Annotated in this window: 24 protein-coding genes; 6 read left to right on the forward strand and 18 right to left on the reverse strand. The window is 72.1% G+C overall.

All coding sequences use genetic code 11. The features are described 5' to 3' along the window. The first annotated feature begins 323 nt into the window (after window positions 1–323). On the forward strand, window positions 324–1,694 hold the full coding sequence (locus tag ACZ4NB_RS15195) for an alpha-amylase (protein ID WP_467661590.1): 1,371 nt from the start codon (window positions 324–326) through the stop codon (window positions 1,692–1,694). Between the two features lie 13 nt (window positions 1,695–1,707). On the opposite strand, the gene ACZ4NB_RS15200 is transcribed toward ACZ4NB_RS15195, so the two are convergent. Next, window positions 1,708–4,650, reverse strand: coding sequence for an FAD-binding and (Fe-S)-binding domain-containing protein (locus tag ACZ4NB_RS15200; RefSeq protein ID WP_467661592.1), 2,943 nt, complete (start codon window positions 4,648–4,650; stop codon window positions 1,708–1,710). A 162-nt stretch (window positions 4,651–4,812) separates the two neighbouring features. Next, complete coding sequence (locus ACZ4NB_RS15205; protein ID WP_467661594.1) at window positions 4,813–5,271, reverse strand: MarR family winged helix-turn-helix transcriptional regulator; 459 nt, start codon at window positions 5,269–5,271, stop codon at window positions 4,813–4,815. 122 nt (window positions 5,272–5,393) lie between these two features. Between ACZ4NB_RS15205 and ACZ4NB_RS15210 the strand changes: the two genes are divergently transcribed. Continuing rightward, window positions 5,394–7,214: an ABC transporter ATP-binding protein gene (locus ACZ4NB_RS15210; protein ID WP_467661596.1), complete on the forward strand. Its 1,821-nt coding sequence runs from the start codon at window positions 5,394–5,396 to the stop codon at window positions 7,212–7,214. A gap of 106 nt (window positions 7,215–7,320) precedes the next feature. Here the strand turns inward: ACZ4NB_RS15210 and ACZ4NB_RS15215 are convergent, their stop codons facing one another. Further along, complete coding sequence (locus ACZ4NB_RS15215; protein WP_467661598.1) at window positions 7,321–8,499, reverse strand: SGNH/GDSL hydrolase family protein; 1,179 nt, start codon at window positions 8,497–8,499, stop codon at window positions 7,321–7,323. Between the two features lie 340 nt (window positions 8,500–8,839). Here ACZ4NB_RS15215 and ACZ4NB_RS15220 point away from each other — a divergent pair, with 340 nt between their 5' ends. Then, a complete protein-coding gene (locus tag ACZ4NB_RS15220) occupies window positions 8,840–9,430 on the forward strand; it encodes an NUDIX domain-containing protein (RefSeq protein WP_467661600.1) in 591 nt (196 codons plus the stop codon). Here ACZ4NB_RS15220 and ACZ4NB_RS15225 read toward each other — a convergent pair. Together ACZ4NB_RS15225 and ACZ4NB_RS15230 are read right to left on the reverse strand one after the other, a co-directional pair. Further along, window positions 9,324–10,043, reverse strand: a complete 720-nt coding sequence (locus tag ACZ4NB_RS15225) for a hypothetical protein (RefSeq protein ID WP_467661602.1) — start codon at window positions 10,041–10,043, stop codon at window positions 9,324–9,326. The two genes, ACZ4NB_RS15220 and ACZ4NB_RS15225, sit on opposite strands and share 107 nt — an antisense overlap. A 66-nt stretch (window positions 10,044–10,109) precedes the next feature. Further along, window positions 10,110–11,498 (reverse strand): hypothetical protein, encoded by a 1,389-nt coding sequence (locus ACZ4NB_RS15230; protein WP_467661604.1) that lies wholly within the window; start codon window positions 11,496–11,498, stop codon window positions 10,110–10,112. Between the two features lie 331 nt (window positions 11,499–11,829). Between ACZ4NB_RS15230 and ACZ4NB_RS15235 the strand changes: the two genes are divergently transcribed. After that, entirely contained in the window at window positions 11,830–12,060 is a 231-nt protein-coding gene (locus ACZ4NB_RS15235) for a hypothetical protein (protein WP_467661606.1), read from the forward strand. A gap of 101 nt (window positions 12,061–12,161) precedes the next feature. Here the strand turns inward: ACZ4NB_RS15235 and ACZ4NB_RS15240 are convergent, their stop codons facing one another. The 4 genes from ACZ4NB_RS15240 to ACZ4NB_RS15255 form a co-directional block, all read right to left on the reverse strand. Continuing rightward, window positions 12,162–12,542, reverse strand: a complete 381-nt coding sequence (locus ACZ4NB_RS15240) for a VOC family protein (protein WP_467661608.1) — start codon at window positions 12,540–12,542, stop codon at window positions 12,162–12,164. A 145-nt stretch (window positions 12,543–12,687) separates the two neighbouring features. Then, window positions 12,688–13,365: a LutC/YkgG family protein gene (locus ACZ4NB_RS15245; protein WP_467661610.1), complete on the reverse strand. Its 678-nt coding sequence runs from the start codon at window positions 13,363–13,365 to the stop codon at window positions 12,688–12,690. After that, window positions 13,362–14,861, reverse strand: coding sequence for a lactate utilization protein B (locus ACZ4NB_RS15250; protein ID WP_467661612.1), 1,500 nt, complete (start codon window positions 14,859–14,861; stop codon window positions 13,362–13,364). The genes ACZ4NB_RS15245 and ACZ4NB_RS15250 overlap by 4 nt, the downstream gene beginning before the upstream one ends. Then, window positions 14,858–15,610 (reverse strand): (Fe-S)-binding protein, encoded by a 753-nt coding sequence (locus ACZ4NB_RS15255; RefSeq protein ID WP_467661614.1) that lies wholly within the window; start codon window positions 15,608–15,610, stop codon window positions 14,858–14,860. Before ACZ4NB_RS15255 ends, ACZ4NB_RS15250 begins: the two co-directional genes overlap by 4 nt. A gap of 133 nt (window positions 15,611–15,743) precedes the next feature. Between ACZ4NB_RS15255 and ACZ4NB_RS15260 the strand changes: the two genes are divergently transcribed. Together ACZ4NB_RS15260 and ACZ4NB_RS15265 are read left to right on the forward strand one after the other, a co-directional pair. Further along, window positions 15,744–17,051: an MFS transporter gene (locus ACZ4NB_RS15260; protein WP_467661616.1), complete on the forward strand. Its 1,308-nt coding sequence runs from the start codon at window positions 15,744–15,746 to the stop codon at window positions 17,049–17,051. Window positions 17,052–17,605: 554 nt separating this feature from the next. Further along, entirely contained in the window at window positions 17,606–18,142 is a 537-nt protein-coding gene (locus ACZ4NB_RS15265) for a GTP-binding protein (RefSeq protein ID WP_467661618.1), read from the forward strand. A 66-nt stretch (window positions 18,143–18,208) separates the two neighbouring features. Here ACZ4NB_RS15265 and ACZ4NB_RS15270 read toward each other — a convergent pair whose 3' ends face one another. From ACZ4NB_RS15270 to ACZ4NB_RS15310, 9 genes are all read right to left on the reverse strand, one after another. After that, window positions 18,209–19,297 (reverse strand): NAD(P)-binding domain-containing protein, encoded by a 1,089-nt coding sequence (locus ACZ4NB_RS15270; RefSeq protein ID WP_467661620.1) that lies wholly within the window; start codon window positions 19,295–19,297, stop codon window positions 18,209–18,211. Between the two features lie 63 nt (window positions 19,298–19,360). Then, window positions 19,361–20,566: an LLM class flavin-dependent oxidoreductase gene (locus ACZ4NB_RS15275; protein WP_467661622.1), complete on the reverse strand. Its 1,206-nt coding sequence runs from the start codon at window positions 20,564–20,566 to the stop codon at window positions 19,361–19,363. Between the two features lies 1 nt (window position 20,567). Beyond that, window positions 20,568–21,614 carry an ABC transporter substrate-binding protein gene (locus tag ACZ4NB_RS15280; RefSeq protein WP_467661624.1) on the reverse strand — a complete coding sequence of 349 codons (1,047 nt, stop codon included), beginning with the start codon at window positions 21,612–21,614 and terminating at the stop codon, window positions 20,568–20,570. A 119-nt stretch (window positions 21,615–21,733) separates the two neighbouring features. Further along, the gene (locus tag ACZ4NB_RS15285; RefSeq protein ID WP_467661626.1) at window positions 21,734–22,504 is read right to left on the reverse strand and encodes an ABC transporter ATP-binding protein; all 771 of its coding nucleotides are present in this window, start codon (window positions 22,502–22,504) and stop codon (window positions 21,734–21,736) included. Continuing rightward, window positions 22,477–23,352, reverse strand: a complete 876-nt coding sequence (locus ACZ4NB_RS15290) for an ABC transporter permease (protein ID WP_467661628.1) — start codon at window positions 23,350–23,352, stop codon at window positions 22,477–22,479. Before ACZ4NB_RS15290 ends, ACZ4NB_RS15285 begins: the two co-directional genes overlap by 28 nt. A gap of 336 nt (window positions 23,353–23,688) precedes the next feature. Continuing rightward, a complete protein-coding gene (locus ACZ4NB_RS15295) occupies window positions 23,689–23,775 on the reverse strand; it encodes a putative leader peptide (protein WP_362912427.1) in 87 nt (28 codons plus the stop codon). 189 nt (window positions 23,776–23,964) lie between these two features. Beyond that, window positions 23,965–24,615, reverse strand: a complete 651-nt coding sequence (locus ACZ4NB_RS15300; protein ID WP_467661630.1) for a LuxR C-terminal-related transcriptional regulator — start codon at window positions 24,613–24,615, stop codon at window positions 23,965–23,967. Then, window positions 24,579–25,853: a sensor histidine kinase gene (locus ACZ4NB_RS15305; RefSeq protein WP_467661633.1), complete on the reverse strand. Its 1,275-nt coding sequence runs from the start codon at window positions 25,851–25,853 to the stop codon at window positions 24,579–24,581. Before ACZ4NB_RS15305 ends, ACZ4NB_RS15300 begins: the two co-directional genes overlap by 37 nt. Then, window positions 25,843–26,631: a CPBP family glutamic-type intramembrane protease gene (locus ACZ4NB_RS15310; protein WP_467661636.1), complete on the reverse strand. Its 789-nt coding sequence runs from the start codon at window positions 26,629–26,631 to the stop codon at window positions 25,843–25,845. Before ACZ4NB_RS15310 ends, ACZ4NB_RS15305 begins: the two co-directional genes overlap by 11 nt. Window positions 26,632–26,677: the final 46 nt, after the last annotated feature.

Here is a 26,677-nt window from a genome sequence, read left to right on the forward strand (position 1 = left end):
CCATGTCGGCCGGGAGGCGGTGGCACAAGAGGGCCAATTGGACTCTTGATACGACACACTTGGACTCTTTTCGCGATGCCGGGCAGGCGTCCGGGCGCTGCCGCGGTCGCGTCGGGGCACCAGGCGGGACCTCTTGCTGCAACACCGCCCGGCGCTCCGTCAGCATCTTTCGCAAGCCACTGAAAAGCCTTGCGGAAAGGGTTGACGTGTTCACGAGGTAAACGGCAGGCTCCGATGCGGAAACCCCCCATGGCGGCCTGGCGCGTGGCTGCTCTCGTGGGCGCGGTGCGGCGTGCCGTGCCCCATGACGAAGGAGCCGCAAGATGCAGCAACGTTCCCGTGTGGTGGGCGGGGCGCTGGCCGGAGTACTGGCCGCCGCCGGCCTCGCCACCTTCGCGCCGTGGTCCTCCCAGGCCACCCCGCCCGGCGAGAAGACCGTCACCGCCACGCTGTTCGAGCGGAAGTACGCGGACGTCGCCAGGGCCTGCACCGACGAGCTGGGCCCGGCCGGCTACGGCTATGTCGAGGTCTCGCCCGCGACCGAGCACATCCAGGGCGACCAGTGGTGGACCTCCTACCAGCCCGTCAGCTACAAGATCGCCGGACGGCTCGGCGACCGGGACGCGTTCGCCTCGATGGTCAGGGCCTGCCACGGCGCCGGCGTCAAGGTCATCGCCGACGCCGTCGTCAACCACATGGCGGCCGGGTCCGGCACCGGCACCGGCGGCACCCAGTACACCAAGTACAACTACCCCGGCTACTACCAGGACCAGGACTTCCACGGCTGCCGCAAGAGCATCTCCGACTACACCAACCGCGACGACGTCCAGAACTGCGAACTGGTCGGGCTCGCCGACCTCGACACCGGCAGCGACTACGTCCGCACCACCATCGCCAAGTACCTCGACGGCCTGCGGTCGCTGGGCGTGGACGGCTTCCGGATCGACGCCGCCAAGCACATCTCCGCCACCGACGTCGCCGCCATCAAGGGCAAGATGAGCGACCCCGGTTACTGGGTGCAGGAGGTCATCCACGGCGCCGGCGAGGCGGTCCAGCCCGACGAGTACACCGGCATCGGCGACGTCGACGAGTTCCGCTACGGCAGCCACCTCAAGAGCGCGTTCCAGGGCGGCGACCTCGCCCAGCTCAAGTCCGTCGCGGACGGCAAACTCGGCAGCGACAAGGCCCGTACGTTCGTCGACAACTGGGACACCGAGCGCAACGGCTCGACGCTCACGTACAAGGACGGCGCGGCCTACACCCTCGCCAACGTCTTCATGCTCGCCTCGCCCTACGGCTCGCCGAACGTCTACTCCGGCTACGAGTGGTCCGACAAGGACGCGGGACCGCCCAGCGGGAGCGGCGGCTGGACCGGGCAGCACGCCAAGCGGGAGATCACCGGGATGGTGGGGTTCCGCAACGCGGTGGGATCCGCCGAGCTGACCGACTGGTGGGACAACGGCAGGAGCGCGATCGCCTTCGCACGCCGGGGCAAGGGGTTCGTCGCCCTCAACAACGGCGACGGCGAACTGACGCAGACCTTCGCCACGTCGCTGCCCGGCGGGACGTACTGCAACGTGGTCAAGGCCGCACCGGACGACTGCTCCGGCAACACCGTCACGGTCGGCGACGACGGCAAGGCCCGGGTGACCGTGCCCGCCAGGAGCGCGGTGGCGCTGCACCTCGCGAACTGACCCGCGCGCCTCCTCATCCGCCGGACGGGCCGGACCGGGTGGCCCACTCCAGCGCCAGGAGGGCCGAGCGATAGCCTCGGCCCTCCGTCGCATGGTCCATGCCGATCTCGCACATCCGGTTCGCCGACAGATGCGCGTCGAAGCGCCGCGCGGTCACCTCCGCCGCCTCCTTGGCGGTCGCCGACTCCGTCAGCTCCGGATGCAGCATCCCGCGGTCGCCGGCGAAGGCGCAGCAGCCCGCGTCGTGCGGCACCACCACCTCCCTCGCGCACGCCTCGGCGACCCGTCGCAGCTGCGGCTCGTCCCCCAAGTGCTCCATGGCGCAGGTGGGGTGGAGCACCGCGGAGCCGACGCGGCGCTCGATCCGCAGCCGCGGCAGCAGCTCGTCGGCGGCCCAGACGACGGAGTCGAGGACGGTCAGCTCGGCGTGCAGCGCACGGTTGAACGGGGTCAGATACGGCACGACCTCACGGGCGAGGCCCAGGGTGCACGAGGACGCGTCCACGACCAGCGGCAGTCGGCCGCCGGCCGTCCAGCCCCAGGCCGCCTCGACGATGCGGTTGGCCATCACCTCGGTGCCCCGCTCATAGCCCTTGGAGTGCCAGATCGTGGCGCAGCAGGTCCCGGTCACGTCCGAGGGGATCCACACCGGCCGGCCCGCCCGCCGCGACACCGCAACGACGGCCTCGGGCAGCGAAGGCCCCCGGTGCCCGGGGCGCTCGCCGAAGATCCGGTTGACGCACGCCGGGTAGTAGACCGCGGCCGCGCCCGTCCGTGGCGTCAGGGGGAGCCGGCGGGGCGCCGCGCCGGGAATATGGGGCAGCCACTGGGGCACCAGGTCGGGGCGTACGACCCGGCGGGCGGTGCCGGTCAGCGACGTCGGCAGCCGGTCGCCGATCCGGTCCGCGGCGGCCACCGCCAGCCGCGCTGACCGCTCGACGGCGCCGAACCGCCGGGCGGAGCGCTCCGCCAGCCACTCCTCGCGCGCCGAGTGCCGCCGATGCCGGAAGTCCCGCATCAGCGCACCGGTGTCGATGCCCACCGGGCAGGCCAGTTTGCAGGTCGAGTCGCCGGCGCAGGTGTCCACCGCGGCATAGCCGTACGCGTCCAGCAGCTCGGTGGTCACGGGGGAGCCGGGGGGCTGGCGGAGCATCTCGCGGCGCAGCGCGATCCGCTGGCGGGGCGTGGTGGTCAGATCCTCGCTGGGGCAGGTCGGTTCGCAGAAGCCGCACTCGATGCAGGGGTCGGCGATCGCCTCGATCTCGGGCAGCGTCTTCAGGCCGCGCAGGTGGGCCCGGGGGTCGCGGTCGAGGAGGACGCGGGGCGCCAGGATGCCGTGCGGGTCCACCAGCTCCTTGAGCCGCCACATCAACTCCGTCGCCCGCGGGCCCCATTCGAGCTCCAGGAACGGGGCGATGTTCCGCCCGGTGGCGTGCTCCGCCTTGAGCGAGCCGTCGAAGCGGTGCACGGTCAGCCGGCAGAACGCGTCCATGAAGGCGGCGTAGCGCGCCACATCGTCCGCCTTCGCCGCGTCGAAGGCCAGCAGGAAGTGCAGATTGCCGTGCCCGGCGTGCCCGGCGACCGCCGCGTCGAAGCCGTGCCGGGACTGGAGTTCCAGCAGGGCGGTACAGGCCTCGGCGAGCCGCTCCGGCGGCACCGCGAAGTCCTCGGTGATCAGCGTGGTCCCGGACGGCCGGGAGCCGCCGACCGCCGTGACGAACGCCTTTCGGGCCTTCCAGTAGCCGCCGAGCACGGCCGCGTCCCGGGTGAAGGCGTTGCTGACGGAGGCGACCGGGGCGATGAGCTCCAGTTCGTCCAGTACCCGCGCCGCGGCCCGCTCGTACGCCTCCTGGGCGGCCTCGTCGGGCGCCCGGAACTCCACCAGCAGTGCGGCGGTCTCCTTGGGCAGCGCCGCCCAGTCCGCGGGCACCCCGGGCACGCTCACCGAGGCGCGCAGCGTGTTGCCGTCCATCAACTCCACGGCCCGCGCGCCCGCTTCGGTGAACCGCGCCACCGCGGCCGCCGCGGCGCTCAGATCCGGGAAGAACAGCAGCGCACCGGAGGCGCGGCGGTCCAGCGGCAGGGTGTCGAAGACGGTCTCGGCGAGGAAGCCCAGGGTGCCCTGGGAGCCGACCATCAGCCCGCGCAGGATCTCCACCGGTGTCGCACCGTCCAGGAAGGCGTCGAGCCGGTAGCCGTTGGTGTTCTTCAGGGCGTACTTGGCGCGGATCCTGGCCACCAGTTCCGGGTCCGCCTCGATCTCGGCCTTCAGCGCCAGCAGGCCCGCGCACAGCGCCGGTTCGGCGTGCGCCAGCTCCTCGTCGGCGGCCGGGTCGGCGGTGTCGACGACGGTGCCGGACGGCAGGACGACGGTGGCGGAGGCCAGCGTCCGGTAGGAGTTGCGGGTGGTGCCGGCCGTCATCCCGGAGGCGTTGTTGGCGACCACCCCGCCCAGCGTGCAGGCGACGGCGCTGGCCGGGTCGGGGCCCAGCACCCGGCCGTGGCGGGCGAGGGCGGCGTTGGCGCGCAGCACGGTGGTCCCCGGCCGGATCCGGGCCCGGGCGCCGCCGTCGAGCACCTGGATCCCGGTCCAGTGCCGGCGGACGTCGACGAGGATGTCCTCGCCCTGCGCCTGGCCGTTGAGCGAGGTCCCGGCGGCCCGGAAGACGATGTTGCGGCCCTTGCCGTGGGCGTAGGAGAAGACCGCCGAGACATCGTCGAGGTCCTCGGCCAGCACCACGACCTGGGGGACGAAGCGGTACGGGCTGGCGTCGCAGGAGTAGCGGACCAGGTCGGAGAGGGTGTGCAGCACCTTGTCCGCGCCGAGCAGCGCGATCAGATCGCCGCGCAGCGGCTCGGGGGTGCCCGATGCCCGCCGGTCGGCCACCCGGTCGTGCGCGGGGCCGTGGTGGGCGGTGGGCCGCAGGGACTCGGGCTTCGGCTCCAGCAGGGGCATGGCGGGCACTCCTCCGGTCGACTCCGCGTCCGGGCCCGCCCGATGGATCGGGGTCGGACGGGCCCGGGCCGTTCGGCTTTGCAGGGCGCGCCTCTTCGGTCTCCGTGGGCCACGAAGATCGAAGAGGCACGCCCTTGCTGCGTACGGTCTACCCGGTCCGGCTCAGTGCGGTGTGCCCGGTCCGTCGACCAGGGTGGACAGCAGACCGCCCAGCACCTGGCGCTGCTCGGCGGTCAGTGGAGCCAGGATCTCCTCCGCCGCGGCCCGTCGGGCGCTGCGCAACGCGCGGAGTGTGGAGCGGCCGGTGTCGGTGAGCTCGATCCGCACCACCCGGCGATTGGCCGGATCGGGCACCCGGCGCACCGCGCCGTGCGCCTCCAGCCCGTCCACCAGCGTCGTCACCGCGCGCGGTACGACCTCCAGCCGCTCGGCCAGGTCGGCCATCCGGGGCGGGGCGTCGCGGTAGTGGTCGACGATCCGCAGCAGCCGGGACTGCGCGGGGGTGAAGGCGATGTCCAGGTGCTCCAGATGGTGCTTCTGGGCGCGGTACATCCGCCGTGTCAGCCGTACCAGCTGCTCGGCGACGTTGGCGGTGCTGACCGTCGGCTCGGGGGAGGGCATACCGCGAGGATAGCCGATATCAGGACCTGGTTCATTGTGAGTATAGGTAACAATGAGCTAAGCTCCATGATGCTCGCCCCCCGCCTGTCCCCGCCCGCATCCCGCACACCTCGAAGGAGCTCATGCGCAGCGACGAACCCCAGTGGACCCCACCGCCCAAGGACCCCGAAGCGCCGGTCCAGTTGCGGCGGATCCTCGCCCTCTTCCGCCCCTACCGCGCCCGCCTCGCCCTCGTCGGCCTGCTCGTCGGCGCCTCCTCGCTGGTCTCGGTGGCCGCGCCCTTCCTGCTCCGCGCGATCCTGGACGTGGCGATCCCCGAACGGCGCACCGGACTGCTCACCCTGCTCGCCCTCGGCATGATCGCCACCGCCGTCACCACCAGCGTCTTCGGCGTCCTGCAGACCCTGGTGTCCACCACCGTCGGCCAGCGCGTCATGCACGACCTGCGCACCGCCGTCTACGCCAAGCTCCAGCAGATGCCGCTGGCGTTCTTCACCCGCACCCGCACCGGCGAGGTCCAGTCGCGGATCGCCAACGACATCGGCGGTATGCAGGCCACGGTCACCTCGACCGCCACCTCCCTGGTCTCCAACCTGACCTCGGTCGTCGCCACCGTCTGCGCCATGCTCGCGCTCGACTGGCGGCTGACCGCCGTCTCGCTGCTGCTGCTTCCGCTCTTCGTCTGGATCAGCCGGCGGGTCGGCAACGAACGCAAGAAGATCACCACCCAGCGGCAGAAGCAGATGGCCGCGATGTCCGCGATGGTCACCGAATCCCTCTCGGTCAGCGGCATCCTGCTCGGCCGCACGATGGGCCGGGCCGGCTCCCTCACCCGGTCCTTCGCCGACGAGTCCGAGCGCCTGGTCGGTCTGGAGGTCCGTGCCAACATGGCCGGCCGCTGGCGGATGGCCACCATCGGCATCGTCATGGCGGCCATGCCCGCGCTGATCTACTGGGCGGCGGGACTGGTCCTCCAGTTCGGCGGTCCGGTCTTCTCGATCGGCACCCTGGTCGCCTTCGTCTCGCTCCAGCAGGGCCTGCTGCGGCCGACCGTCTCGCTGCTGTCCACCGGCGTGCAGATGCAGACCTCGCTCGCGCTCTTCCAGCGGATCTTCGAATACCTCGATCTGCCGGTCGCCATCACCGAGCCCGCCGACCCGGTCCGCCTCGCCGCCCCGCGCGGCGAGGTCCGCTTCGAGAACGTGCGGTTCTGCTACGACCCCGACGCGGCACCCACCCTCGACGGCATCGACCTGACCGTCCCCGCCGGCGGCAGCCTCGCCGTCGTCGGCCCGACCGGCAGCGGCAAGAGCACCCTGAGCTACCTCGTGCCGCGGCTCTACGACGTGACCGAGGGCCGGGTCACCCTCGACGGCACGGACGTCCGCGACCTCGACTTCGACACCCTGGCACGGGCGGTCGGCGTGGTCTCCCAGGAGACCTACCTCTTCCACGCCTCCGTCGCCGACAACCTCCGCTTCGCCAAGCCGGACGCCACCGGCGACGAGATCGAACGCGCCGCCAAGGCCGCCCAGATACACGACCACATCGCCGCCCTCCCCGACGGCTACGACACCCTCGTCGGCGAGCGCGGCTACCGCTTCTCCGGCGGCGAGAAGCAGCGCCTGGCGATCGCCCGCACCATCCTGCGCGATCCGCCCGTACTCGTCCTGGACGAGGCGACCAGCGCCCTGGACACCCGCACCGAGCACGCCGTGCAGCAGGCCATCGACGCGCTGTCCGAGGGGCGCACCACCGTGACCATCGCGCACCGGCTGTCCACGGTCCGCGACGCGGACCAGATCGTCGTCCTGGACGCCGGCCGGATCGCCGAGCGCGGCACCCACGACGAACTGCTCGCCGCCGACGGCCGCTATGCGGCGCTGGTACGGCGTGACGCACACCTCACCCCGGCCGGCGATCAAGTGGTGACCGGTAAGTGACCCGCGGGTAAGGTCGAGGGCGCGGCGGCCAGTTCCATTGGTCGGGGTGGCCGCCGCACTCTCTCTCCGGCATACCGGGCTCCATGGCGATCGGCCCCGGGGCCCGCTACAGGGCGGCGAGATCGATCACGGCGGCCATCGCGCGGTAGCCCTCGTCGCCCGGGTGCTTGCGGTCGCCGCTGTCGTAGGCCGGCGCGAGCGCGTCCGGGTCGTCCGGGTCCGCCAGCGCCGCGGCGAAGTCGGCGACCGCGTCGAACTCGCCCGAGGTGCGCATCCAGTCGTTGACCTCCCGGCGCTTCGCCTCGGCCTTCGGCGTGTGGTACTCCGACCCCTTGAAGGGCAGGATCGTCGCCCCGGTGATCCGCACCCCCGCGGCATGCGCCATGGCGATCAGCGTCCGGTATCCGGCGATCAGTTCCGCCGCGGAGTTGTCCGGGTTCGGCTGGTACGTGGGCAGATCGACCTCGCTGAAGCCGATGTCGTTGAGCCCCACCAGGACGACCACGGAGCGCACTCCGGGCTGGTCGAGCACATCGCGCCGGAAGCGGTCGACCGCCCGCTCGCCGAACCACGCCGAGTCGTTCAGCAGCAGGTTCCCGCCGATGCCTTGGTTGAGCACCGGGCGCGGGGTGCCCCGCTCGGCCAGCCGCTCGGCGAGCGCGTCCGAGTAGCGGTGGTTGCCGTCGACGGTCGAGGCGAAGCCGTCGGTGATCGAGTCGCCGAAGACCACCACCGTGTCGCGCCGCGCCGGGCCGCCGTCCGCCAGCTCCACGGCGGCCAAGTGGTACCAGGACACCGACGTCTCGCTGAACACCGCCGGATCGGACGCCGCGAGCCGGTCGCCCTCGGCGCGGTAGGCCGTGGCGTAGGCCTGGGCGTGGAAGGTCGTCGGCCCGGTCGGACGCGCGAAGTACAGCGAGACGGTCAGCGAGTCGAACGGCGCCGCCGTCACCTCGGCGGCGTCGCTGTAGAGCTCGCCCCCCGGCGGGATCAGGACGGACGGTGCGCCGCCGAAGGTGAGCCGGCGCTCCGTGCCGTCCTGCACGGACGGCCCCTTGTCCGTGCGGGCCAGGGTGGCACCGGTGATCTCCAGCGGGGCGGTCCCGTACCGGTTGGAGAGCCTGACCCGGGCCGAGGTGCCGGCGCCGGTGACCCGTACGACCTGCCGCACCGTCTGGTCCGCGAACCCCTCCAGCGCCCAGTTCTTGTGGAACCCCTCGCTGGGGCGCTGTACGGCCGCCGCCCAACCGGCATTCCATACAAGGGAGTTGCTCTCGCCGCTCATGATGTGGCGCTGCCTTCCTGTCGTTCCGCCGCCGTCGTTCGGCGGCGATGACACGGAGTCTGCCGAGGGGCGTGCGGGCTACCCAGACCTCTGGGCTGCGTACGCATCGGATGCCTACCAACGCCAGGGTCACCCTCGGCGGCCGGGGCGTTCGGCGGCCCCGAGCGCAGGCCGGCACCCCCTCAGCACGCGCGAACGCGGTGTGCGCCCAATGCGAGCCCTCCGCACGCCAGTTCACCGTCCGCCGGGCGTCGTCACCGGTCCGCCGTGAAGTCATCGCCGGTACGGTGGTCCTCCGCCACGGGCCTGCCGCCCGTCCCCTCGGATTGCGAGATGTCCGATGAATCAATCCGCAGCCCACACCCATCTGGCCGCGGCGGTGGTGGTGCACAACGGTCGCGTGCTGATCGTGCGCCGCAGCTACCGCGAGCGCTTTCTGCCCGGCACCTGGGGCGTGCCGTGCGGCAAGCTCGACCGCGGGGAGTCCGCCGAGAGCGGCGCCCTGCGGGAGCTCAAGGAGGAGACCGGACTCCTCGGGGTCATCGTCGCGCGCACCGGCGCCTCCAGCTTCCTGAGCGACTATCAGGGCCGCCGCGTCCGCAACCATCAGGACAACTTCATCGTCCGTCCGCTGACGCTGGACGTCGTGCTGCCCAGCGCCGACCAGGACTACCGCTGGGCCCGGCCGGCCGAGCTGGTCGAGGCCGGCGTGGACGCCTACAACCTCGGCGTGATCCGCCAGGCGCTCGGCGGCCGGCTGGACGCGGCGGGGTTGCGCGCGATGACGGCCCGCTACGGCTACGCGGGGCTCGGGCCGCTGCCGTTCAGTAGCCCAAAGAGCCTGCCAGCGCGTCGAGTTCGGCAAGATAGACAGCCGGCGACAGCGGAGTCTTGGGCGGCGCGGCCGGGCGCTCGACGCCGCCGTCCCTGACCGCGCCGCCGCTGCGGACGTAGACGTCGGTCGCCGCCCGCTGCGCGGCGGTCTCCAGGAACAGCGTCACCGTCGGCTGCTCGCTCACGACCCGGTGCAGCGTACGGGCGTCCAGACCGTAGCTCCGCCCGGCGCCGAACCGCTCCGAGCGCAGCAGCCGCAGCCGCGCGTCCCCGACCCGCCGCAGTCGCCACGCCCCGCCGGGGCCGTCGATCGTCTCCCGATAGGCGACCGCGGGCACACCGTCCGGGGCCGGTTCATAGCACTCCATCCGGACGCGGCCGCGGACCACGGCCGAGGCGATGGCGCACCGGTGGTTGTGGATGTCCTCGGGGACCGCGCCCGTGCGGCCGTGCCAGAAATGGACCCGCAGCATGAACAGGGGCGCGCCGTGCAGCAGCAACAGCTTGTCGAAGCCCAGCACATGGCGGTACGACAGCCGGGCGCACTCCGCGAAGTCCCGGTCGCCGACGGATAATCGGCGCACCAGCGGACCGAGCGTGTCGGGCCGCGCCAGCAGGGCGACCGCCGCCCGCGCCCACTCGGGCGACGGGGGCCGCGGCCCGCCGCCGAGCCGCTCCGCCAGCAGCCGCCGCGCTTCCTCGACCTGCATGTCCGCCTCCCGTTCACCGGGGCCGCCGACCACCGGCGGCCCCCGCCGCCCCGAACCCGGCCGACCTCACGGCCGGTAGACCAGCAGCGCATGCCGCCGCAGCACCGACAGGCCCTGATACGCCATCCACACCGGATGGCCCATCGCGCCGTCGTCCCACCGCCACACCCCGCCCTGCTGCATCCCCCGGACCCGCGCCACGGCCGCGGCCAGCCGCTCCTCCCACACCTCCGGCCCCGCCCCCTCCGCGGCGACCTTCCGTGCCCCGTCCGTCATCAGGGCCCGGGCCACCCAGGCGGCCGAGAAGTGCCGTACCGACAGCAGCTCCTGATGCAGCGGGTCTTCCCGGCCCGGGCGCCGCACCTCCTCCTGGCAGTTGTCCAGATCGGCTGCGCCGTCCGGCGCCGACGCGCCCGCCAGCAGCCAGCGCAGGCCCTCCTCGCGCACCGCCCGCTGCCGGGAGTCCTCGCCCAGGACCCGGGCGGCCCGGTCCAGCGTCACCACCGCCCGCGCGGTGTGCGCCGCGGACGGCGCCGGATTGCCGAGTCCGCCGGCCAGCGCCGCACCCCAGCAGCGGTGGTGGCCGCGCGCCGGGTCGGCCGTGGCGCCGTTGACCAGGACCTCGCGCAGTCCGTGCAGTGAGGGGGAGCCGGGCGCCGCCCGCAGCAGACCGCGCAGCACATTCGTCACCACATAGGTGTTGCCCAGCCCCCAGGCATCGCGATCCGGGTCCAACAGCGCCTCGCAGGAGTCTATTTCGGCCTCCAGCAGCCGCGGATCGGCGCCCGCCCGGGCCAGCGCGCCCAGCACGATCGCGGTCACCTCGGGGCGCGCCCCGCTGCCCTGCGAGCGGGCCGCCCACCCGCCGCCGGGAAGCCGCAGCCGCCAGAGCGTCTCGGCCACCTCACCGGCCCGTATGCGCCCGTCGAACGGTGCGATGTCGAGCAGCAGATGCAGCCCGTACGCCGTGCCGAACGCCGTCGGATGCACGGGCGGACGGCTCTCGGCGAGGGAGTGCGGCCAGCCCGTGAGCGGACCGTGGCCGGGCACCTCGATCACCGACAGACCGCGCCGCAGCGCCTCATACGTGCCGTCCATCAGCTCGGGCAGCGAACCGGCCGCCGGCACCGCGGGACCGGGCGGCGGCGCCGGCACGGCGGCCGTGGCGCGGGCCTGAAGCAGGGCCGCCGCCAGCCACACCACGGCGCCCACCCCGGCACCGGCCGTCGCCGCCAGGCCGTACCGCGCCGCCTCGCCCGCCAGGCTCTCCGGCAGGAGCCCCATCAGCGACTGGAACGCGCCGAACGCCGCGGCCGGCGCACCCAGCCGCCCCAGCCAGGTCAGCAGCCGGGCCGGCGCGGGGGCCGGTACGGCGGGGGCCGACGTCCCGGGACCTGTCGCGGGCGGGCCGCCGGCCGCTCCGGAACGCCGAGGTGGTAACTCCTGCCGCAGCATCGCCTGCTCCCTCCCCCCGGGGCGCGCCCGCGCACCGCGTGCGCGAGAGACATCCCGATCAGTGTAGGAATCCCCACTGACAACGGGGTCGCACACCTGTCCCGTTCGGGCTGGCCATGACCCATCGGGCAGGCGCTGGTCCGCAGGCTCGGGTGCGCGGGGCCGGCCCCGGACGGCTCATGACGGGCAGTCGGCAAAGAGCACAGGCAGTCGACGAAGAGCGTTGTCCGCGCAAGGGTCCAACGGGGTGATCTTTGAGCGCTCACCACATCGCGCAGACGGTGACGGGAAGTACAGAGGCTGATCACTGTCTTGGCTCTGAGGAGGATTCATGCGTATCCGCACCACGCTCTTCGCAGTAACCCTGGCCGCCGCCGCTCTGCTCGGCGGCGCGGGCACCGCCGCCGCCGACCACGCCCCGGACTCCTCCCACCCCCGTTCGACCTCCGGGGCGGACGTCTCCGACGCCCCCATGGGCAAGGACGTGGTCGCGCGCGAGGGCCGCGACGCGGGCGACGAGTCCCCCGGCGGGCTGGTCGGCCGCCTCATGGGCGAGGTGTGACGCCAAGGGCCTGTCCGGCGGGTCGCCCGCGCCGCCGCGGCCGGATCGCGGCGCGGGAGACCGCTCCCCGCAATGCCGGCCGTTGACGGACCGCGGCGGACTCAGGCGCCCTGCGGGTACCAGCGGAGCTCGACGATGTTGCCGTCCGGGTCGCTGACGTACAGGGATTCGCCCTCGCCACGGGCGCCGAAGCGCGGCCCGGGGCCGTCGACCACCGTGAACTCGCCCGAGTCGACGACCTCCTGCCAGTCGAGGGGCTCGACGACCAGGCAGAGGTGGTCGACATTGGAGCCCTCGCGGGGCCCCTCGACGAGGTCGAAGATGGTCGTCGGGCTCACGCGCACGGAGGGGAAGGGCGCCTCGCCCGCCCGCCAGTCGTCCACGCGGACCGGCTCCAGACCGAGCTGACCGCAGTAGAAGGCCAGCGATCGTTCGACGTCGGTGACGTTCAGAACGAGGTGGTCGAAGGCGATGACGCGCATGGGTTCTCCTGTGGGGACGCCGGGTCCCTGGAGGGCCCGTCGGATGGTCGCGAAAGGGAAGGTACAGGCAGGTCGGCGGGGGCGCGATCGGCCGTTGGTCCTGGTCCGCAGGTCCTGGTCCGCCCGACGGAGGGGGCAGAGGGGCTCAGTCGACCGCCCCCGGCCCCGTCAGCAGGATCACCTCCAGCGTCCGCGGCCCGTGCACCCCCTCCACCCGGTCCAGTTCGATGTCGCTGGTGGCCGACGGGCCGGAGATCCAGGTCTGCGGACGCTCCGGTGCCAGCCGCCCCAGCGCCTCCGGAACCGAGCCGACGACCTGGTCCGGGACGCGGACGACACAGAGGTGATGGTCGGGCACCAGCGTGATCCGCCGTCTTCCCTGGTCCGGACCGGCGTCCAGGACGAGGGTGCCGGTCTCCGCGATGGCCACCGCACACCCGGTCACCACGCTGTCCACGGCGTCGAGTTCGCGCGGGGTGTGTGCCACCCGGTCCTCGACGAGGGTGACGCCGGAGTCGGCCGCCGCCGCCAGCCATGCCGCCTCCAGCCCCGGCGGCGCCAGCACCGTCCGCGCCCCCCGCTCGGCCAGCAGCCGGTGGAGCAGCGCCGGCAGCCCGCCGGGGCCGCTGCGGTGCACGATCGCGCGGTAGTCGGCGAGGTTCTCCGCGAGCAGATCGACGGTCTGCGCGGTCGTACGGGACCCGTGCACCCGGTGGTAGTCGCGGACGACCGGCGGATCGCCGGGCCCGCCCGGCCGCTGCCCGCGCGGCGCCTGCGCCAGTGCCCGGCGCACCCGCCCCAACACCACGTCCCGGCTGCTCACTTGGACTCACCTCGCTCGGCGGACCCGTTCGGCGACGCCTCCCGGGTGCGCTGCCACCAGTCGCGGAAGGACTCGGCCGGCACCGTCGGCAGCTCGCGGGTCCGGGTCCAGGCGCGCCCCGGTCCCGGCAGCCGCCGTGGATGGAGCCGCCGGGTGCGGGCCGCCAGCCGCATCCCGCCCCGCAGCGCGCCCGGATGGTCCAGCGCCCAGGCCGCCGCGCGCATCGCGGCCCGCTCCGCGGCATGCCCCTTTGCCGGTTTGAGCACGGCCCGTGAGCCGCCCCGGGTGACCGGCCCGCCCTCGACCACCCGCTCGCGCAGATGCACCAGCACCTCGGGGATGTCGATGGCGACCGGGCACACCTCGTAGCAGGCCCCGCACAGCGAGGAGGCGTACGGTAGCGAAGCCTCCAACGGGCCCTGGATGCCGCGTAGTTGGGGGATGAGGATGGCGCCGATCGGGCCCGGGTAGGGCGAACCGTACGCATGCCCGCCGGCCCGCTCGTACACCGGGCAGACGTTCAGGCAGGCCGAGCAGCGGATACACCGCAGCGCCTGCCGTCCGACGGCGTCGGCCAGGGTGTCGCTGCGCCCGTTGTCGAGCAGGACGAGGTGGAAGGTCCGCGGCCCGTCGCCGTCCGTGGTGCCGGTCCACGTGGAGGTGTAGGGGTTCATCCGCTCCGCGGTGGACGAGCGCGGCAGCAGCTGGAGGAAGATCTCCAGGTCCTGCCAGGTCGGTACCACCTTCTCGATGCCGACCACGGAGATCAGGGTCTCGGGCAGGGTCAGGCACATCCGCCCGTTGCCCTCGGACTCCACGACCACCAGCGTGCCGGTCTCGGCGACCATGAAGTTGGCGCCGGAGATCCCGACCTTGGCGGACAGGAACTTCTCCCGCAGATGCAGCCGCGCCGCCTCCGCCAGCTCGGCGGGGGAGTCGGACAGCCCCTCGGGCGCCGGACGCCCCCAACTCCCCATCTCCCGGCGGAAGATGTCGCGGATCTCGGCGCGGTTGCGGTGGATCGCCGGGACCAGGATGTGCGACGGCAGATCGTCGCCCAGCTGCACGATCAGCTCGGCCAGATCCGTCTCGTACGCCCGGATGCCGGCCTTCGCCAGCGCCTCGTTCAGCCCGATCTCCTGCGTGGCCATCGACTTGACCTTGACCACCTCGTGCTCGCCGGTCTCCCGCACCAGCTCGGTGACGATCCGGTTGGCCTCCTCGGCGTCCGCCGCCCAGTGCACCCGGCCGCCCGCGGCGGTGACCGCGGTCTCCAGCTGCTCCAGATAGTGGTCGAGCCGGCGCAGCGTACGGTCCTTCACCGCGGCGCCCGCGGCCCGCAACTGAGGCCAGTCGTCCAGCTCGGCCACCGCCTTGGCCCGCTTGTCGCGGATGGTGTGGGTGGCATGGGTGAGGTTGGCGCGCAGCCGGGTGTCGCGGGTGGAGTCCTCCGCGGCACGGGGGAACGCCGGCATGCCCAGGTACGTGCCGCTCACCACACGCTCCCTTCCGTACTGGCCAGGATCTCGGCGATATGGACCGGGCGGACCGTCGAGCCCTGCCGGGCGAGGGTCCCGCCGATGTGCAGCAGACAGGAGTTGTCGACGGTGCAGACCGCCTCGGCGCCGGTGCCGAGGACATGGCGGACCTTGTCCGCGCCCATCGCCGCCGACACCGCCGGATTCTTCACCGCGAAGGTGCCGCCGAAGCCGCAGCACTCCTCGGCGCCCGGCAGCTCCCGCAACCGGAGCCCGCCGACCCGCGCGAGCAGCCGCCGCGGCCGGTCGCCCAGCCCCAGCATCCGCAGACCGTGGCAGGTGGGGTGGTAGGTGACCGTATGCGGGTAATAGGCGCCGACGTCCTCCACCTTGAGCACATCCACCAGGAACTCGGTCAGCTCGTACGTCTTGGGCACGGCCAGCGCCGCCGCCTCGGCCAGCTCCCGGCCGCGTCCCTCGGCGGCGGCCTTCGCCCCGATCCGCGGGTAGTTGTCCCGCACCATCGCCGCGCACGAACCGGACGGGGTGACGACATAGTCGTACTCCCGGAACGCCCGGTCGAAGCGGCGCACCAGCGGCTCGGTCGCGTGGCGGTACCCGGTGTTGAACTGCGGCTGGCCGCAGCAGCTCTGCTCGGCGGGGAAGTCGACGTCCACCCCCAGCCGTTCCAGCAGGGTCACCACCGCCTGGCCGGTCCGGGGATGGAGCAGGTCGTTGACGCAGGTGACGAACAGTGCTACCCGCACGTTGCCATCTCCTTTCGGTCTCCTTTCGGCCGCCATGGACTCTGGCGGACACCCGCCTCATCGGTACATGATCACCTGACGGCTCATCCTGCCCCAGCAGCAGGCCCAGGAGAAGAACCGGGAGCGGAGGACCATGCCGAGCGCCGAGCAGTTGACCGAGGGACGGACACCCGATGACGGCGCCCGCCCGCCGTCGCGGCTGCGGCAGCTGGCCGCGGCCTCCGTAGGCAACGCCGTCGAGTGGTACGACTGGTACGCCTACTCCTTCCTGGCGGTCTACTTCGCCGAGCAGGTCTTCCCCGCGGACACCGGAAACTCCCTGGTGCCGCTGCTCTCGACCTTCGCCGTCTTCGCGGTCGGCTTCTTCATGCGGCCGGTCGGCGGGCTGCTGATGGGCGCGGTCGCCGACCGGCGCGGCCGGCGGACCGCGCTGACCGTCACCATCCTGCTGATGGGCGCCGGCAGCCTGCTGGTCGCCCTCACACCCACCTACGCGGCCACCGGGGTCCTGGCACCCCTGGTGCTGGTCGTCGCGCGCCTGGTGCAGGGGCTGTCGGTGGGCGGTGAGTTCGCGGCGTCCACGACCTTCCTCGTCGAATCGGCGGGGCCGGGGCGGCGCGGACTGTTCTCCAGCTTCCAGTACGTCTCCACGACCCTCGGCCAGCTGCTGGCCTCCGGGACCGCGGCGCTGCTGGCGGCGGTGCTCACCGAGCGGGAGATGGGCCAGTGGGGCTGGCGGGTGGCGTTCCTGATCGGTGCGCTGCTGAGCCTGCTGGGACTGTGGATCCGGCGCGGTGCCCAGGAGACCCGCAGCGCCGAGCAGCGGGCCGCCGAACGGCCCGGCCTCTTCGAGGCGCTGCGCCGCCACCCCCGCCAGTCCCTGCTGATCTGCGGCATCACCGCGGGCGGCACCATCGCCTACTACACCTGGACCACCTACCTCCCCACCTACGCGCAGGTCAACGCCGGCTTCGACAAGGGCGATTCGCTCATCGTGGGCACCGTCTCGCTCGCCTTCTTCGCGCTGCTCCAGCCGCTCGGCGGGCTGCTGTCGGACCGCATCGGCCGCAAACCGCTGCTGCTCGGCTTCTCCCTGGGCTTCGCGGTCCTGGCGGTGCCGCTGCTGCACCTGGTCACCGATGCGTTCCTGTCGCTGCTGCTGGTGCAGTGCGCGGGCATGGTGCTGCTGACCGGATACACCTCGATCGCCGCGGCCGTGAACGCCGAGGTGTTCCCCGCGCGGGTGCGGGCCGCCGGTATCGGCTTCCCGTACTCCCTGACCGTGGCCCTCTTCGGCGGTACCGCCCCTTACGTCGGCACGTGGTTCAAGCAGGCCGGCCACGCCGACCTCTTCCCCTGGTACGTGGCGGCGCTGTGCCTGGTGTCCTTCGTGGTGTACCTGACGCTGCCCGAGACCTCCCGGCAGAAGCTGGAGACCTGAAGCACGGCGGACAACGCGGAGCGCCGCCCCTCCCGGGACAGGGAGGGGCGGCGCTCCTGCTTGCGAAGTCCGTCAGACCAGCCAGCCGACGATGTGGACGATGCCGGCGATCACGCTGGTGAGGATGTCGTTCATCTGGGGTGTTCTCCTTGAGAAAGTCATGCGTTGTGGGACCAACTCTCCGGCCCAGCAAGGGATATCGACCGGAGGCGCGGTGACGGTCTGCAGCTCGTCGCTTGCGCCCCGTAAGCATCACCCGTCGCGGTGTGCCCACGGAACCCTCTCCGGTATCGATCATGCTTTCCAGTGAACACTCGTTCTCATGTTCGTTTTCGATCATGTAAACGTGTGAGGTCCGAACTGGTGGCGGAATCCTGAACCGTTCCGTCTGGTGTCGATATCCCGTTTGCGGTAACTGCCGGACGTATGACGGCATAGCGGGTGCGATATGCGTGACCTTTCTCATTGCCGAGGTCATTTCCCATTCCCGGAGCGGTTCCGTACTCCGGAATTGACGGGGAATCAGAGGTACCGGTGCCGGGTGATGGCGGACAGTGGCCGGAGGGTTCGGGGTCGGCAAGACGACGCTGGTCGGCTCGGTCAGCGAGATCCGTCCGCTCAGCACGGAGGAACGGCTCACCGAGGCCGGCCGCCCGGTCGACCGGCTCGACGGGGTGGAGGGCAAGACCACCACGACCGTGGCGATGGACTTCGGCCGGATCACCCTCCACGACGACCTGGCGCTGTATCTGTTCGGCACCCCGGGACAGCACCGCTTCTGGTTCCTGTGGGACGAGCTGGCGCAGGGCGCACTGGGCGCCGTGGTGCTTGCCGACACCCGCCGACTGGCCGACAGCTTCTCGGCCATCGACTACTTCGAGCACCGCGGCATCCCGTTCGTGGTGGCCGTCAACTGCTTCGACGGCGCCCGCGCGCACCGGGCCGAGGAGGTGGCACGGGCCCTGGACCTCGATCCCGGGACCCCCGTGGTGCTGTGCGACGCCCGCGACCGCACGTCCTGCAAGGAGGTGCTGATCGGCCTCGTGGAGCACGCCGCGTCGTCGTACGAGGCGCGGCTCCAAGGCGTGTGAGGGCATAGGTGGGCGGGTGGGTCCGGTGCACGAGGCGTACCGGGCCCACCCGCCCATCGGGCCTGCTCACCCGGCAGCCACCGCCGGCTCGCGCCCCGGCAGTCGGCGGATGTCCCGTACCGCGGCCCGGCCCGCCCGGTTGGCGCCGATGGTGCTCGCCGACGGCCCGTAACCCACCAGGTGCACCCGCGGGTCGCGCACCGCACGGGTGCCCGCCATCTGTATGCCGCCGCCGGGCTCGCGCAGCTTCAGCGGCGCGAGATGGTCGATGGCGGCGCGGAACCCGGTCCCGTACAAGATCGTGTCGGCCTCGACCGTGCGCCCGTCCGGCCAGCTCACCCCGGTGGGCGTGATCCGCTCGAAGAGCGGCAGCCGCTCCAGCACACCGCTCTCGCGGGCCCGCCGGATCGCGTCCGTCATCGGCAATCCGGTCACGCTCACCACGCTCCGCGGCGGCAAACCCTGCCTGACCCGCTCCTCGACCAGGGCCACCGCGGCCCGGCCCTCGGCCTCGCCGAACGGGCCGTCGCGGAAGACCGGCGGCCGACGCGTCACCCACGTCGTGGCCGCCGCCACCGGAGCGATCTCCAGCAACTGCTGTACGGCCGAGGTCCCGCCGCCCACCACCACGACCCGCGCCCCGCGGAACGCCTCCGGCCCGGAGTACTGGGAACTGTGCAACTGCCGCCCGCCGAACGTCTCCTGCCCGGGGAACCGCGGCCAGAACGGCCGGTCCCACGTACCGGTGGCATTGATCAGCGCCCGCGTCGCATACCGCCCCTGCGAGGTCTCGACGAGCAGCCGCCCGCCCTCGCCCTCGCGCACCGCCAGTACGCTCACCGGCCGGTGCACCCGCAGCCCGAAGGTCTGCTCGTAGCTGTCGAAGTACGCGCCGATCACCTCGGACGACGGCCGCCGCGGATCGGCGCCGGTCAGCTCCATCCCCGGCAGCGCGTGCATCCCGTGCACCTTGTCGTACGTCAGCGTCGGCCACCGGAACTGCCAGGCACCGCCGGGCCGCGGAGAGTGATCGAGCACCACGAAGTCCCGGTCCGGTTCATACCCCGCCCGCCGCAGATGGAAGGCCGCGGCCAGCCCCGCCTGCCCGGCCCCGACCACCACGACCTCGACCGTACGCACCCCGGTGTAGTTCATGCTTCTACCAACTGGGGGAGGGGGCGATCTCTTCCCGGGCCTCCTGGGAGAGATCGCCCCGCCTCAGCGCCCTCCGGCGATCAGCAGCGGCGCGCCGCCAGGTGCGGACGCCGGCCGTCCGTTGGCGGCCGGTACGCCCGCCGCCGGTGGCGGCCCGGCGTCCAGCAGACCACGGGCGGCGAGCTCCGGCCGTACCCCCTCACCGAACCAGTACGCCTCCTCCAGGTGCGGATAGCCCGACAGCACGAAGTGCTCGACGCCCAGCGAGTGGTACTCCTCGATCCGGTCGGCCACCTCGGCATGGCTGCCGACCAGCGCCGTGCCCGCGCCACCGCGCACCAGCCCCACCCCCGCCCACAGATTGGGCGAGATCTCCAGCCGGTCGCGCGAGCCGCCGTGCAGCGCCAGCATCCGCTGCTGACCCACCGACTCGCTCCTGCCCAGCGCCTGCTGGGCGGCCGCGACCGTCTGCGGATCCAGATCGTCCAGCAGCCGCCCGGCGGTCGCCCAGGCATCCTTCGACGTATCCCGCGAGATGGTGTGCAGCCGGATCCCGAACCGGACCGTACGCCCCTCCTTCTCCGCCAGCCCCCGGATCCAGTCGGTCTTCTCCTTCACCTGCTCGGGAGGCTCGCCCCAGGTCAGATACACATCCACGTTCCGGGCGGCGACCGGCCCCGCGGCCGCCGACGACCCACCGAAGAAGATCTGCGGCAGCGGGTCCGGCGGCAGCGCCGTCAACCCGCCCTCCACCTGATAGTGCTCGCCGCGGAAGTCGAACGGCTCACCCCTCCACACACCCCGTACGACCTGGAGAAACTCATCCGTACGGGCATAGCGGCGATCGTGGTCGAGATGATCGCCGAACCGTTTCTGCTCGGTGGAGTCACCGCCGGTGACCACATTCAGCAGCAGCCGCCCGCGCGAGATCCGCTGATAGGTCGCGGCCATCTGCGCGGCCAGCACCGGCGAGATCACCCCCGGCCGGAACGCGACCAGGAACTTCAGCCGCTCGGTGACCTGGGTGAGCGCGACCGTCGTCAGCCAGGCGTCCTCGCACCACGTCCCGGTCGGCGTGAGCACCGCCTCGAAGCCCAACTGCTCGGCGGCCTTGGCGATCTGCGCCAGATACTCGACGTCCGGGGCCCGTACGCCGCTCACCGGGGTGATGCGGTCCCGCCGGATGCCGCCATCGGTGTAGGCGTGCCGGTCGACGAGCGTCCGCCCGTCGCCGCCGGTCGGCAGAAACCAGTGCAGGTGTACGGACATCTCACTCGGCCTTTCCGTAGGTCCGCGGCGCCGTGGTCGACGGCGGCAGATCACCGTTGAAGCGGGGGTCGACGAACGCCCCGAAGTGGTAGGAGCGGGGGATCAGCTTCAGCGCCGCGAACGTGTCGACGATGTGCTGCTCGGAGTCGATCGCCGCCTTGTCCACGGCGACCGTGACCGCCGTTCCCCGGGTGCGCTTGACCGCGTCCAGCGCCACCTCCTCCGGCAGCCCGGTCTCCTTGGCCCAGGCCCTCGCCCAGACCGCGGGGTGCTTGAACACCCAGTTCTGCGCCCGCCGCAGCCGGTCGGTGTAGTCCTTGAGCGCCGCGGCCTTCTTCCTGTCGTCCAGCGCGGACGGCGCGGCGACCTGGAAGCTCAGACCGTTGACGACGCCCTGCCCCGTGGTCAGCACCCGCGCATCGGCCTGGTCCAGCGCCTGCGAGGTATACGGGTCCCAGACCGCCCAGGCGTCCACCTTCCCCCGGGTGAACGCGGCCAGCGCATCGGCGGGCTGAAGGTAGTTGAGCCGGACGTCCTGGGGGGACAGCCCCGCCTTCTTCAGCGAGGCGACGAGCTGGTAGTTCGCCGAGCTGCCCTGCGTCACCGCGATCGACTTGCCCTTGAGCTGCGCCGGCCGCCTGAGCGGGGAGTCCTTCTTCACCAGGATCGCCTCGCCGTCGGACCGGCTGTGCGCCCCGGCGATCACCTTGATCTTCGACTTCGCCGCGGCGGCGAACACGGGCGGGGTGTTGCCGACCGCACCCACGTCGACGGCCCCCGCGTTGATCGCCTCCAGCAGCGGCGGCCCCGAGGTGAACGTCGACCAGTTGATCTTGTACGGCAGATCGTCCAGCTCCCCGGCGGCCCGCAGCAGCGCCTCCGAACCCCCCTTCTGGTCACCGACGTCGAGCGTCAGCGGCCCCTTCCCGTCGCTACCGCTGCCGGTTCCCCCGCCGGCCCCGGCGGCGCGCGACGCACCACCGCAGCCGGCCAGCAGAAGGGCGAACGGGAGCAGTAGAGCGGCTGGGGTGATATAGCGCGTTCTCATGACAGATGTCCGTTTCGAGGGTGGGGCGATGGTCCCGGCCGGATGGCCGAGTGGGGGGGGTGGGGGTGGGGTACGAACGCCGCCTAAGGGCTGTCCCGCCAGGGATAACGGGACAGCCCTTACGCACCGTTCACTCCCAGCCGGTCGAGCAGTCGGGCGCGCAGTGCGCCGAAGCGCGGATCGGAGATATCGCGTGGCCGCGGCAGATCCACCGTCGTCTCGTACGCGATCCGGCCGCCCTCCATCACCAGCGCCCGGTCCGCGAGCAGCAGCGCCTCCTCCACGTCATGGGTGACCAGCAGCACCGCACAGCCGCGCTCCTGCCACAGGTCGGCGACCAGCCGCTGCGCCCTGATCCGGGTCAGCGCGTCTAGCGCCCCGAACGGCTCGTCGAGCAGCAGCAGATCGGGTTCGCGCACCAGCGCACGGGCCAGCGAAGCGCGCTGGGCCTCACCACCCGACAGCGTCTTGGGCCAGGCATCCGCACGGTGGCCGAGGCCGACCTCGTCCAACGCCCTTGTCGCAACGTCGCGTTGAGCCCGTCCGGGAAGCCCCAGCAGCACATTGCGCCAGACCCGCTTCCAGGGCATCAGCCGCGGCGCCTGGAACGCCACGGCCTTCCGCCGCGGCACCAGCACCTCACCCTCGATCTCCCGGTCGAGCCCGGCCAGCACCCGCAGCAGCGTCGACTTGCCGCAGCCGCTCCGGCCCAGCAGCGCCACGAACTCGCCCGGTCGAACGGTCAGTTGCAGACCGTCGATCACGGCGCGCCCGCCGAAGGACCGCACCAGCCCGCCCACCGAAACGGCGTTCCCGGAATCCGCGGCCTGCGGTGCCGATATCCGCTCCTTCCCGCGGTGAGTCACTGCCCCGTGAATGTCGGTCGCCATTGCAGCAACAGCCTTTCGAGAGAACGGACGATGAAGTCGGCGATGAGCCCGAGAACCGCGTAGACCACCAGGCACACCACGATCACATCGGTACGGAAGAACTCCCTGGCCTGGTTCATCAGAAAGCCCAGGCCGTCGTCGGCGTTGATCTGCTCACCGAAGACCAGCGCCAGCCACGCCGTGGCCAGCGAATAGCGCAACCCGGTCATGGCCCCCGGCAACGCACCCGGCAGCACCACATGCCGGATCAGCCCCCATCGGCTCAGCCCCAGCGACGTCCCCGCCTCGACCAGCTGCGCATCCACACCACGGATTCCGGCGTGGACATTCAGATACAGGTGAAAGGCCACACCCAGCGAAATCAGCGCGATCTTCGGCGCCTCGCCGATACCCAGCCAGATGATGAAGAGTGGAATCACGCCCACCCACGGAACCGAGCGCAGCATCTGCACCGTCGCGTCCACCAGGTCCTCGCCGAGCCGCGAAAGGCCCGAGACGAGCGCCAGCACCACGCCCGCCACTCCGCCCAACAGCAGTCCGACGACGACCCGTTGGAGCGATACCAGCATCGCCGACGGCAGTGTTCCGTCCGAGACCAGGTCCCCGGCCGTGGCGGCGATGGTTCCCGGCGACGCCAGAATGTCGCCCGCCAGCGCCCCGGTCGCGCTGAGCACCTGCCACCCCGCCACCAGCGCGACGGGACCCACCGCACGCCGCAACCACCGCGGCACCGCCACCCGCCGCCCGGACGTCGGAACTACCCGCACCAGCTCAGGCCCGCCGTCCCCGGACCCGCGTTCCGGCACATCGGCCGGCGCATGCCCGAGGACAGCCTGATCAACACTCATGAGCACTCCACAGGGCTCCGCAGAACTCCGCACAGGGAGAAAGGAAAAGAACAGCAAACAGAAGAAGAGAGCCGGCCGATCCGCAGCACAAGTCCGGCAGAAGGCCGGCACAAACTCGGCGCAAGGCCGGCACAAGCCCAGCGCTCACCCGACGCAAAGCCAGCACAAGGCCGGCGCCAAGCCAGCACGAGGCCGAAGCGAAGCCGGCACGACGCCAGGCACATCCGGCCCGGCGCACTTCAGCGCATCAGAAAACCCCTGCGCCAACTCGACAGCGCGCAAAGGGGAGCAGGCCAAACGGAGCAGGCCCGCAGCCGCGGCATCAGCGCCGGAGCATCAGCACGCGCCGCGGCGACACGCGGCGGACGCCACCCGCACCAGGTCGATATGACCGCGCGTGGTGAGCAGGGCTGAAGTAGACATGTCGCCGAACGTAGCGGTGCCATCCGAGACGGGTCAAACGTCGTCTCGACAGCTGGACCTTTGTTGCCGGAGCATGGCTGCGGTATTGCGGGAAAGGCCAGCCGCGTCGGGGTTTCCCGGTATCCAGGTACTGCTCTGCCCTCGAATATCCCGTATGCGCTCGAATACCCCGCCGGCGCGCGATCCCGCTCAGCTCTTGAGATAGGCCAGAACGGCCAGCACCCTGCGATGGTCGTCCGTCGACGGGCTGATCCGCAGCTTGGTGAAGATACCGGCGGTGTGCTTGGCGACGGTGCTCTCGCTGATGTGCAGAGCACTCGCGATCGCGGCGTTCGACCTGCCCTCCGCCATCAGTTCCAGGACATCGCGCTCACGTGGCGTCAGGCTCCCGATCGTGCCGCGGGCGTCGCCGCGCGCCAGCAGACGGGAGATGACCTGCGGGTCCATCACCGTGCCGCCGGCGGCGACGGACCGGACCGCGTCGACGAACTGCTCGGTGCGGGTGACCCGGTCCTTGAGCAGGTATCCGACGGCTCCCTCGCCCCCGGCCAGCAACTCGTTGGCGTAGAGCTGCTCGACGTACTGGGAGAGGACGAGGACGGGCAGACCGGGGCGCCGGCGGCGGGCCTCCAGGGCCACCTGCAGACCCTCGTCGGTGAAGGTCGGCGGCAGCCGCACGTCCACCACCGCGATATCCGGCGCCGGGACCTCCTCGTCGAGCAGCGCGCGCAGCAGGGACGGGCCGTTGTCCACCGCCACGACCTCGCAGCCGTGCTCCTGGAGCGTGCGGGTCAGCCCGTCCCTCAGCAGGAAGAGGTCTTCGGCGAGGACAACGCGCACGGGATCTCCATCGTCACGGTGGTCGGTCCGCCCTGCGGGCTGTGCAGGGCGAGAGTGCCATCGAAGGTATCCAACCGCTGCCGCACACCGGCCAGCCCGGTGCCCCGGGAGAGGTCGGCGCCGCCGTGGCCGTCGTCGGTGACGATGACGCGCAGCAGGTCGTCCTCGTGCGTCAGGGCGATATGGACCTCGCGGGCTCCGGAGTGCTTCGCCGCGTTCGCCAGTGCCTCGCTGACCGCGAAGTAGGCCGCGGACTCCACGGGAGCCGGGTGCCGCCCCGGCAGTCGCGCCGCGACATGGACGTCGAGGAAGCTGTCGAGCGCCAGCGACCGGACCGCGTCGCCCAGGCCCCGGTCGGCGAGGACCGGGGGGTGGATGCCGTGGACCAGGTCGCGCAGGTCCTGCAGGGCCCGCTCGGATGTGCCGCGGACCTCCAGCAGGAGTTCGCGGGCCGCCGCCGGGTCCTTCTCCAGCAGGCGGGCGGCCCGGTCCAGGGTCATCCCCAGGGTGACCAGCCGGGCCTGCGCGCCGTCGTGCAGATCCCGTTCGACGCGTCGCAGTTCGGCGGCCAGGGTGTCCAGGGCCCGGCCGCGGGTGTCGGTGAGCCGCTCGATCCGCCGGGTGAGCTGTGTGCTGCGCGGCGCCGACAGCAGCGGCCGGCTCACCCGGGCGTGCAGACGGAGCACGGCGGGGGCGGTGAGCAGGCCGCCGGCCATGAAGGCCAACCCCAGGAGCAGCGCGGCGAGCATGGTCGCGGTGGTGTGCACCGGGACGAACGCATACCAGTTGCCGTCGTCGATCAGCCGCCAGACGAAGGGCTGCACCAGCGCGCCGAACGCCCCGTACTCGACCAGGGCGAGGGGCACGGCCACCAGCAGCCCGCCGGCCACCGGCTCCAGCCACGCCCACCGGAGATCGCGCCAGAACCCCTCATCGGCGAGGATCGCCCCCGACCTCTTGCGGGCATTCGCACCAGGATCGGCGGGCAACGGCTCGGGTGCGTCGACACGGACGTCCGTCCAGCGGGCGATGCGCGAACGGGACCGGTCGGACAGCGCGCGCAGGGCCCGCGCGGCAGGAGGCAGCAGCCGGAATCCGACACCCACCGGCAACACCAACAACGCCAGCACCACCAACGCCCCGGCCGCCGACGCCGCGAGGGCATGCAGACTCGCCAACTGGCACCGGCCGACGGCGGCACAGGTGCGGGTGACGCCCTCGCGCGGTTTATCGAACATCTTCCATGATCGCGGTGAGCTTAGCCGGTGCCGCAGTCCTCGCCCACCCCCGCCCTGCGCTCAGCCACGTCCACACGACGGCTGCCATCAGACACGAGACGCCGAACAGCACCATGGGGAGCACCGCGCCGGACTCCTCGTCCATGAACAGCAGCATGCCGAGGTTGACCAGGGCGTGGAAGCCCCCCGCGAACAGCAGCCGGGAAGCCCGCGCTCCTTCGAGGGCCCACCCCATCACCACCGACATGGACACCGCCGCCACCAGGAACGCCCCCGCGTACACGGGGTGTTGCGCGAAGACCTGGACATGCCAGACGCCCCACACCACGCCGACCACGACCGAGGCCGCCAGGGGCCGAAAGCGCCTGCGCAGCAGCGGCTGCAGGAAGCAGCGCCACCCGATCTCCTCCCCGCACGCGCCGATCAGCTGTGCCGAGGCGATCAGCGCGAACGGAGCATCCGGACGCGTTAACCGCACCTCCCCGCTGAAGGCCGCGTACGCACCGGCACTCGCCACGATGATCAGCGGCGCCGTCACGATCAGCAGCACCCCACGGCCGCGGCGGCCCGGCAGACCGCCCGTGAGCAGGGCCCGTACGCGCCCCGGCCACAGCACCGCGGCGACCCCCACCCCGAGGGCGGGACCGAACTGCGTCAGCTGGATCACCTCGACGGGTATCCCCGTCGAGGGCTGGACCGCACCCAGCACGCCGGCGGCCAGAAACGTCACGGCGAGGAACGAGACCATCGCCCTGATGTCCACAGGTGTCATTCGCATGCCACCGACGATCCCGCACCACGGGGCCATCGCCATTGGACCTGCC

The organism is Streptomyces sp. NPDC026575 (assembly GCF_055567415.1).

Excerpts from the sequence above, each read along its gene's own strand:
- ACZ4NB_RS15195 (WP_467661590.1), top strand. The coding sequence starts at position 324 with ATGCAGCAACGTTCCCGTGTGGTGGGCGGGGCGCTGGCCGGAGTACTG.
- ACZ4NB_RS15200 (WP_467661592.1), bottom strand. The coding sequence starts at position 4,650 with ATGCCCCTGCTGGAGCCGAAGCCCGAGTCCCTGCGGCCCACCGCCCAC.
- ACZ4NB_RS15205 (WP_467661594.1), bottom strand. The coding sequence starts at position 5,271 with ATGCCCTCCCCCGAGCCGACGGTCAGCACCGCCAACGTCGCCGAGCAG.
- ACZ4NB_RS15210 (WP_467661596.1), top strand. The coding sequence starts at position 5,394 with ATGCGCAGCGACGAACCCCAGTGGACCCCACCGCCCAAGGACCCCGAA.
- ACZ4NB_RS15215 (WP_467661598.1), bottom strand. The coding sequence starts at position 8,499 with ATGAGCGGCGAGAGCAACTCCCTTGTATGGAATGCCGGTTGGGCGGCG.
- ACZ4NB_RS15220 (WP_467661600.1), top strand. The coding sequence starts at position 8,840 with ATGAATCAATCCGCAGCCCACACCCATCTGGCCGCGGCGGTGGTGGTG.
- ACZ4NB_RS15225 (WP_467661602.1), bottom strand. The coding sequence starts at position 10,043 with ATGCAGGTCGAGGAAGCGCGGCGGCTGCTGGCGGAGCGGCTCGGCGGC.
- ACZ4NB_RS15230 (WP_467661604.1), bottom strand. The coding sequence starts at position 11,498 with ATGCTGCGGCAGGAGTTACCACCTCGGCGTTCCGGAGCGGCCGGCGGC.
- ACZ4NB_RS15235 (WP_467661606.1), top strand. The coding sequence starts at position 11,830 with ATGCGTATCCGCACCACGCTCTTCGCAGTAACCCTGGCCGCCGCCGCT.
- ACZ4NB_RS15240 (WP_467661608.1), bottom strand. The coding sequence starts at position 12,542 with ATGCGCGTCATCGCCTTCGACCACCTCGTTCTGAACGTCACCGACGTC.
- ACZ4NB_RS15260 (WP_467661616.1), top strand. The coding sequence starts at position 15,744 with ATGCCGAGCGCCGAGCAGTTGACCGAGGGACGGACACCCGATGACGGC.
- ACZ4NB_RS15270 (WP_467661620.1), bottom strand. The coding sequence starts at position 19,297 with ATGAACTACACCGGGGTGCGTACGGTCGAGGTCGTGGTGGTCGGGGCC.
- ACZ4NB_RS15275 (WP_467661622.1), bottom strand. The coding sequence starts at position 20,566 with ATGTCCGTACACCTGCACTGGTTTCTGCCGACCGGCGGCGACGGGCGG.
- ACZ4NB_RS15280 (WP_467661624.1), bottom strand. The coding sequence starts at position 21,614 with ATGAGAACGCGCTATATCACCCCAGCCGCTCTACTGCTCCCGTTCGCC.
- ACZ4NB_RS15285 (WP_467661626.1), bottom strand. The coding sequence starts at position 22,504 with ATGGCGACCGACATTCACGGGGCAGTGACTCACCGCGGGAAGGAGCGG.
- ACZ4NB_RS15290 (WP_467661628.1), bottom strand. The coding sequence starts at position 23,352 with ATGAGTGTTGATCAGGCTGTCCTCGGGCATGCGCCGGCCGATGTGCCG.
- ACZ4NB_RS15295 (WP_362912427.1), bottom strand. The coding sequence starts at position 23,775 with ATGTCTACTTCAGCCCTGCTCACCACGCGCGGTCATATCGACCTGGTG.
- ACZ4NB_RS15305 (WP_467661633.1), bottom strand. The coding sequence starts at position 25,853 with ATGTTCGATAAACCGCGCGAGGGCGTCACCCGCACCTGTGCCGCCGTC.
- ACZ4NB_RS15310 (WP_467661636.1), bottom strand. The coding sequence starts at position 26,631 with ATGCGAATGACACCTGTGGACATCAGGGCGATGGTCTCGTTCCTCGCC.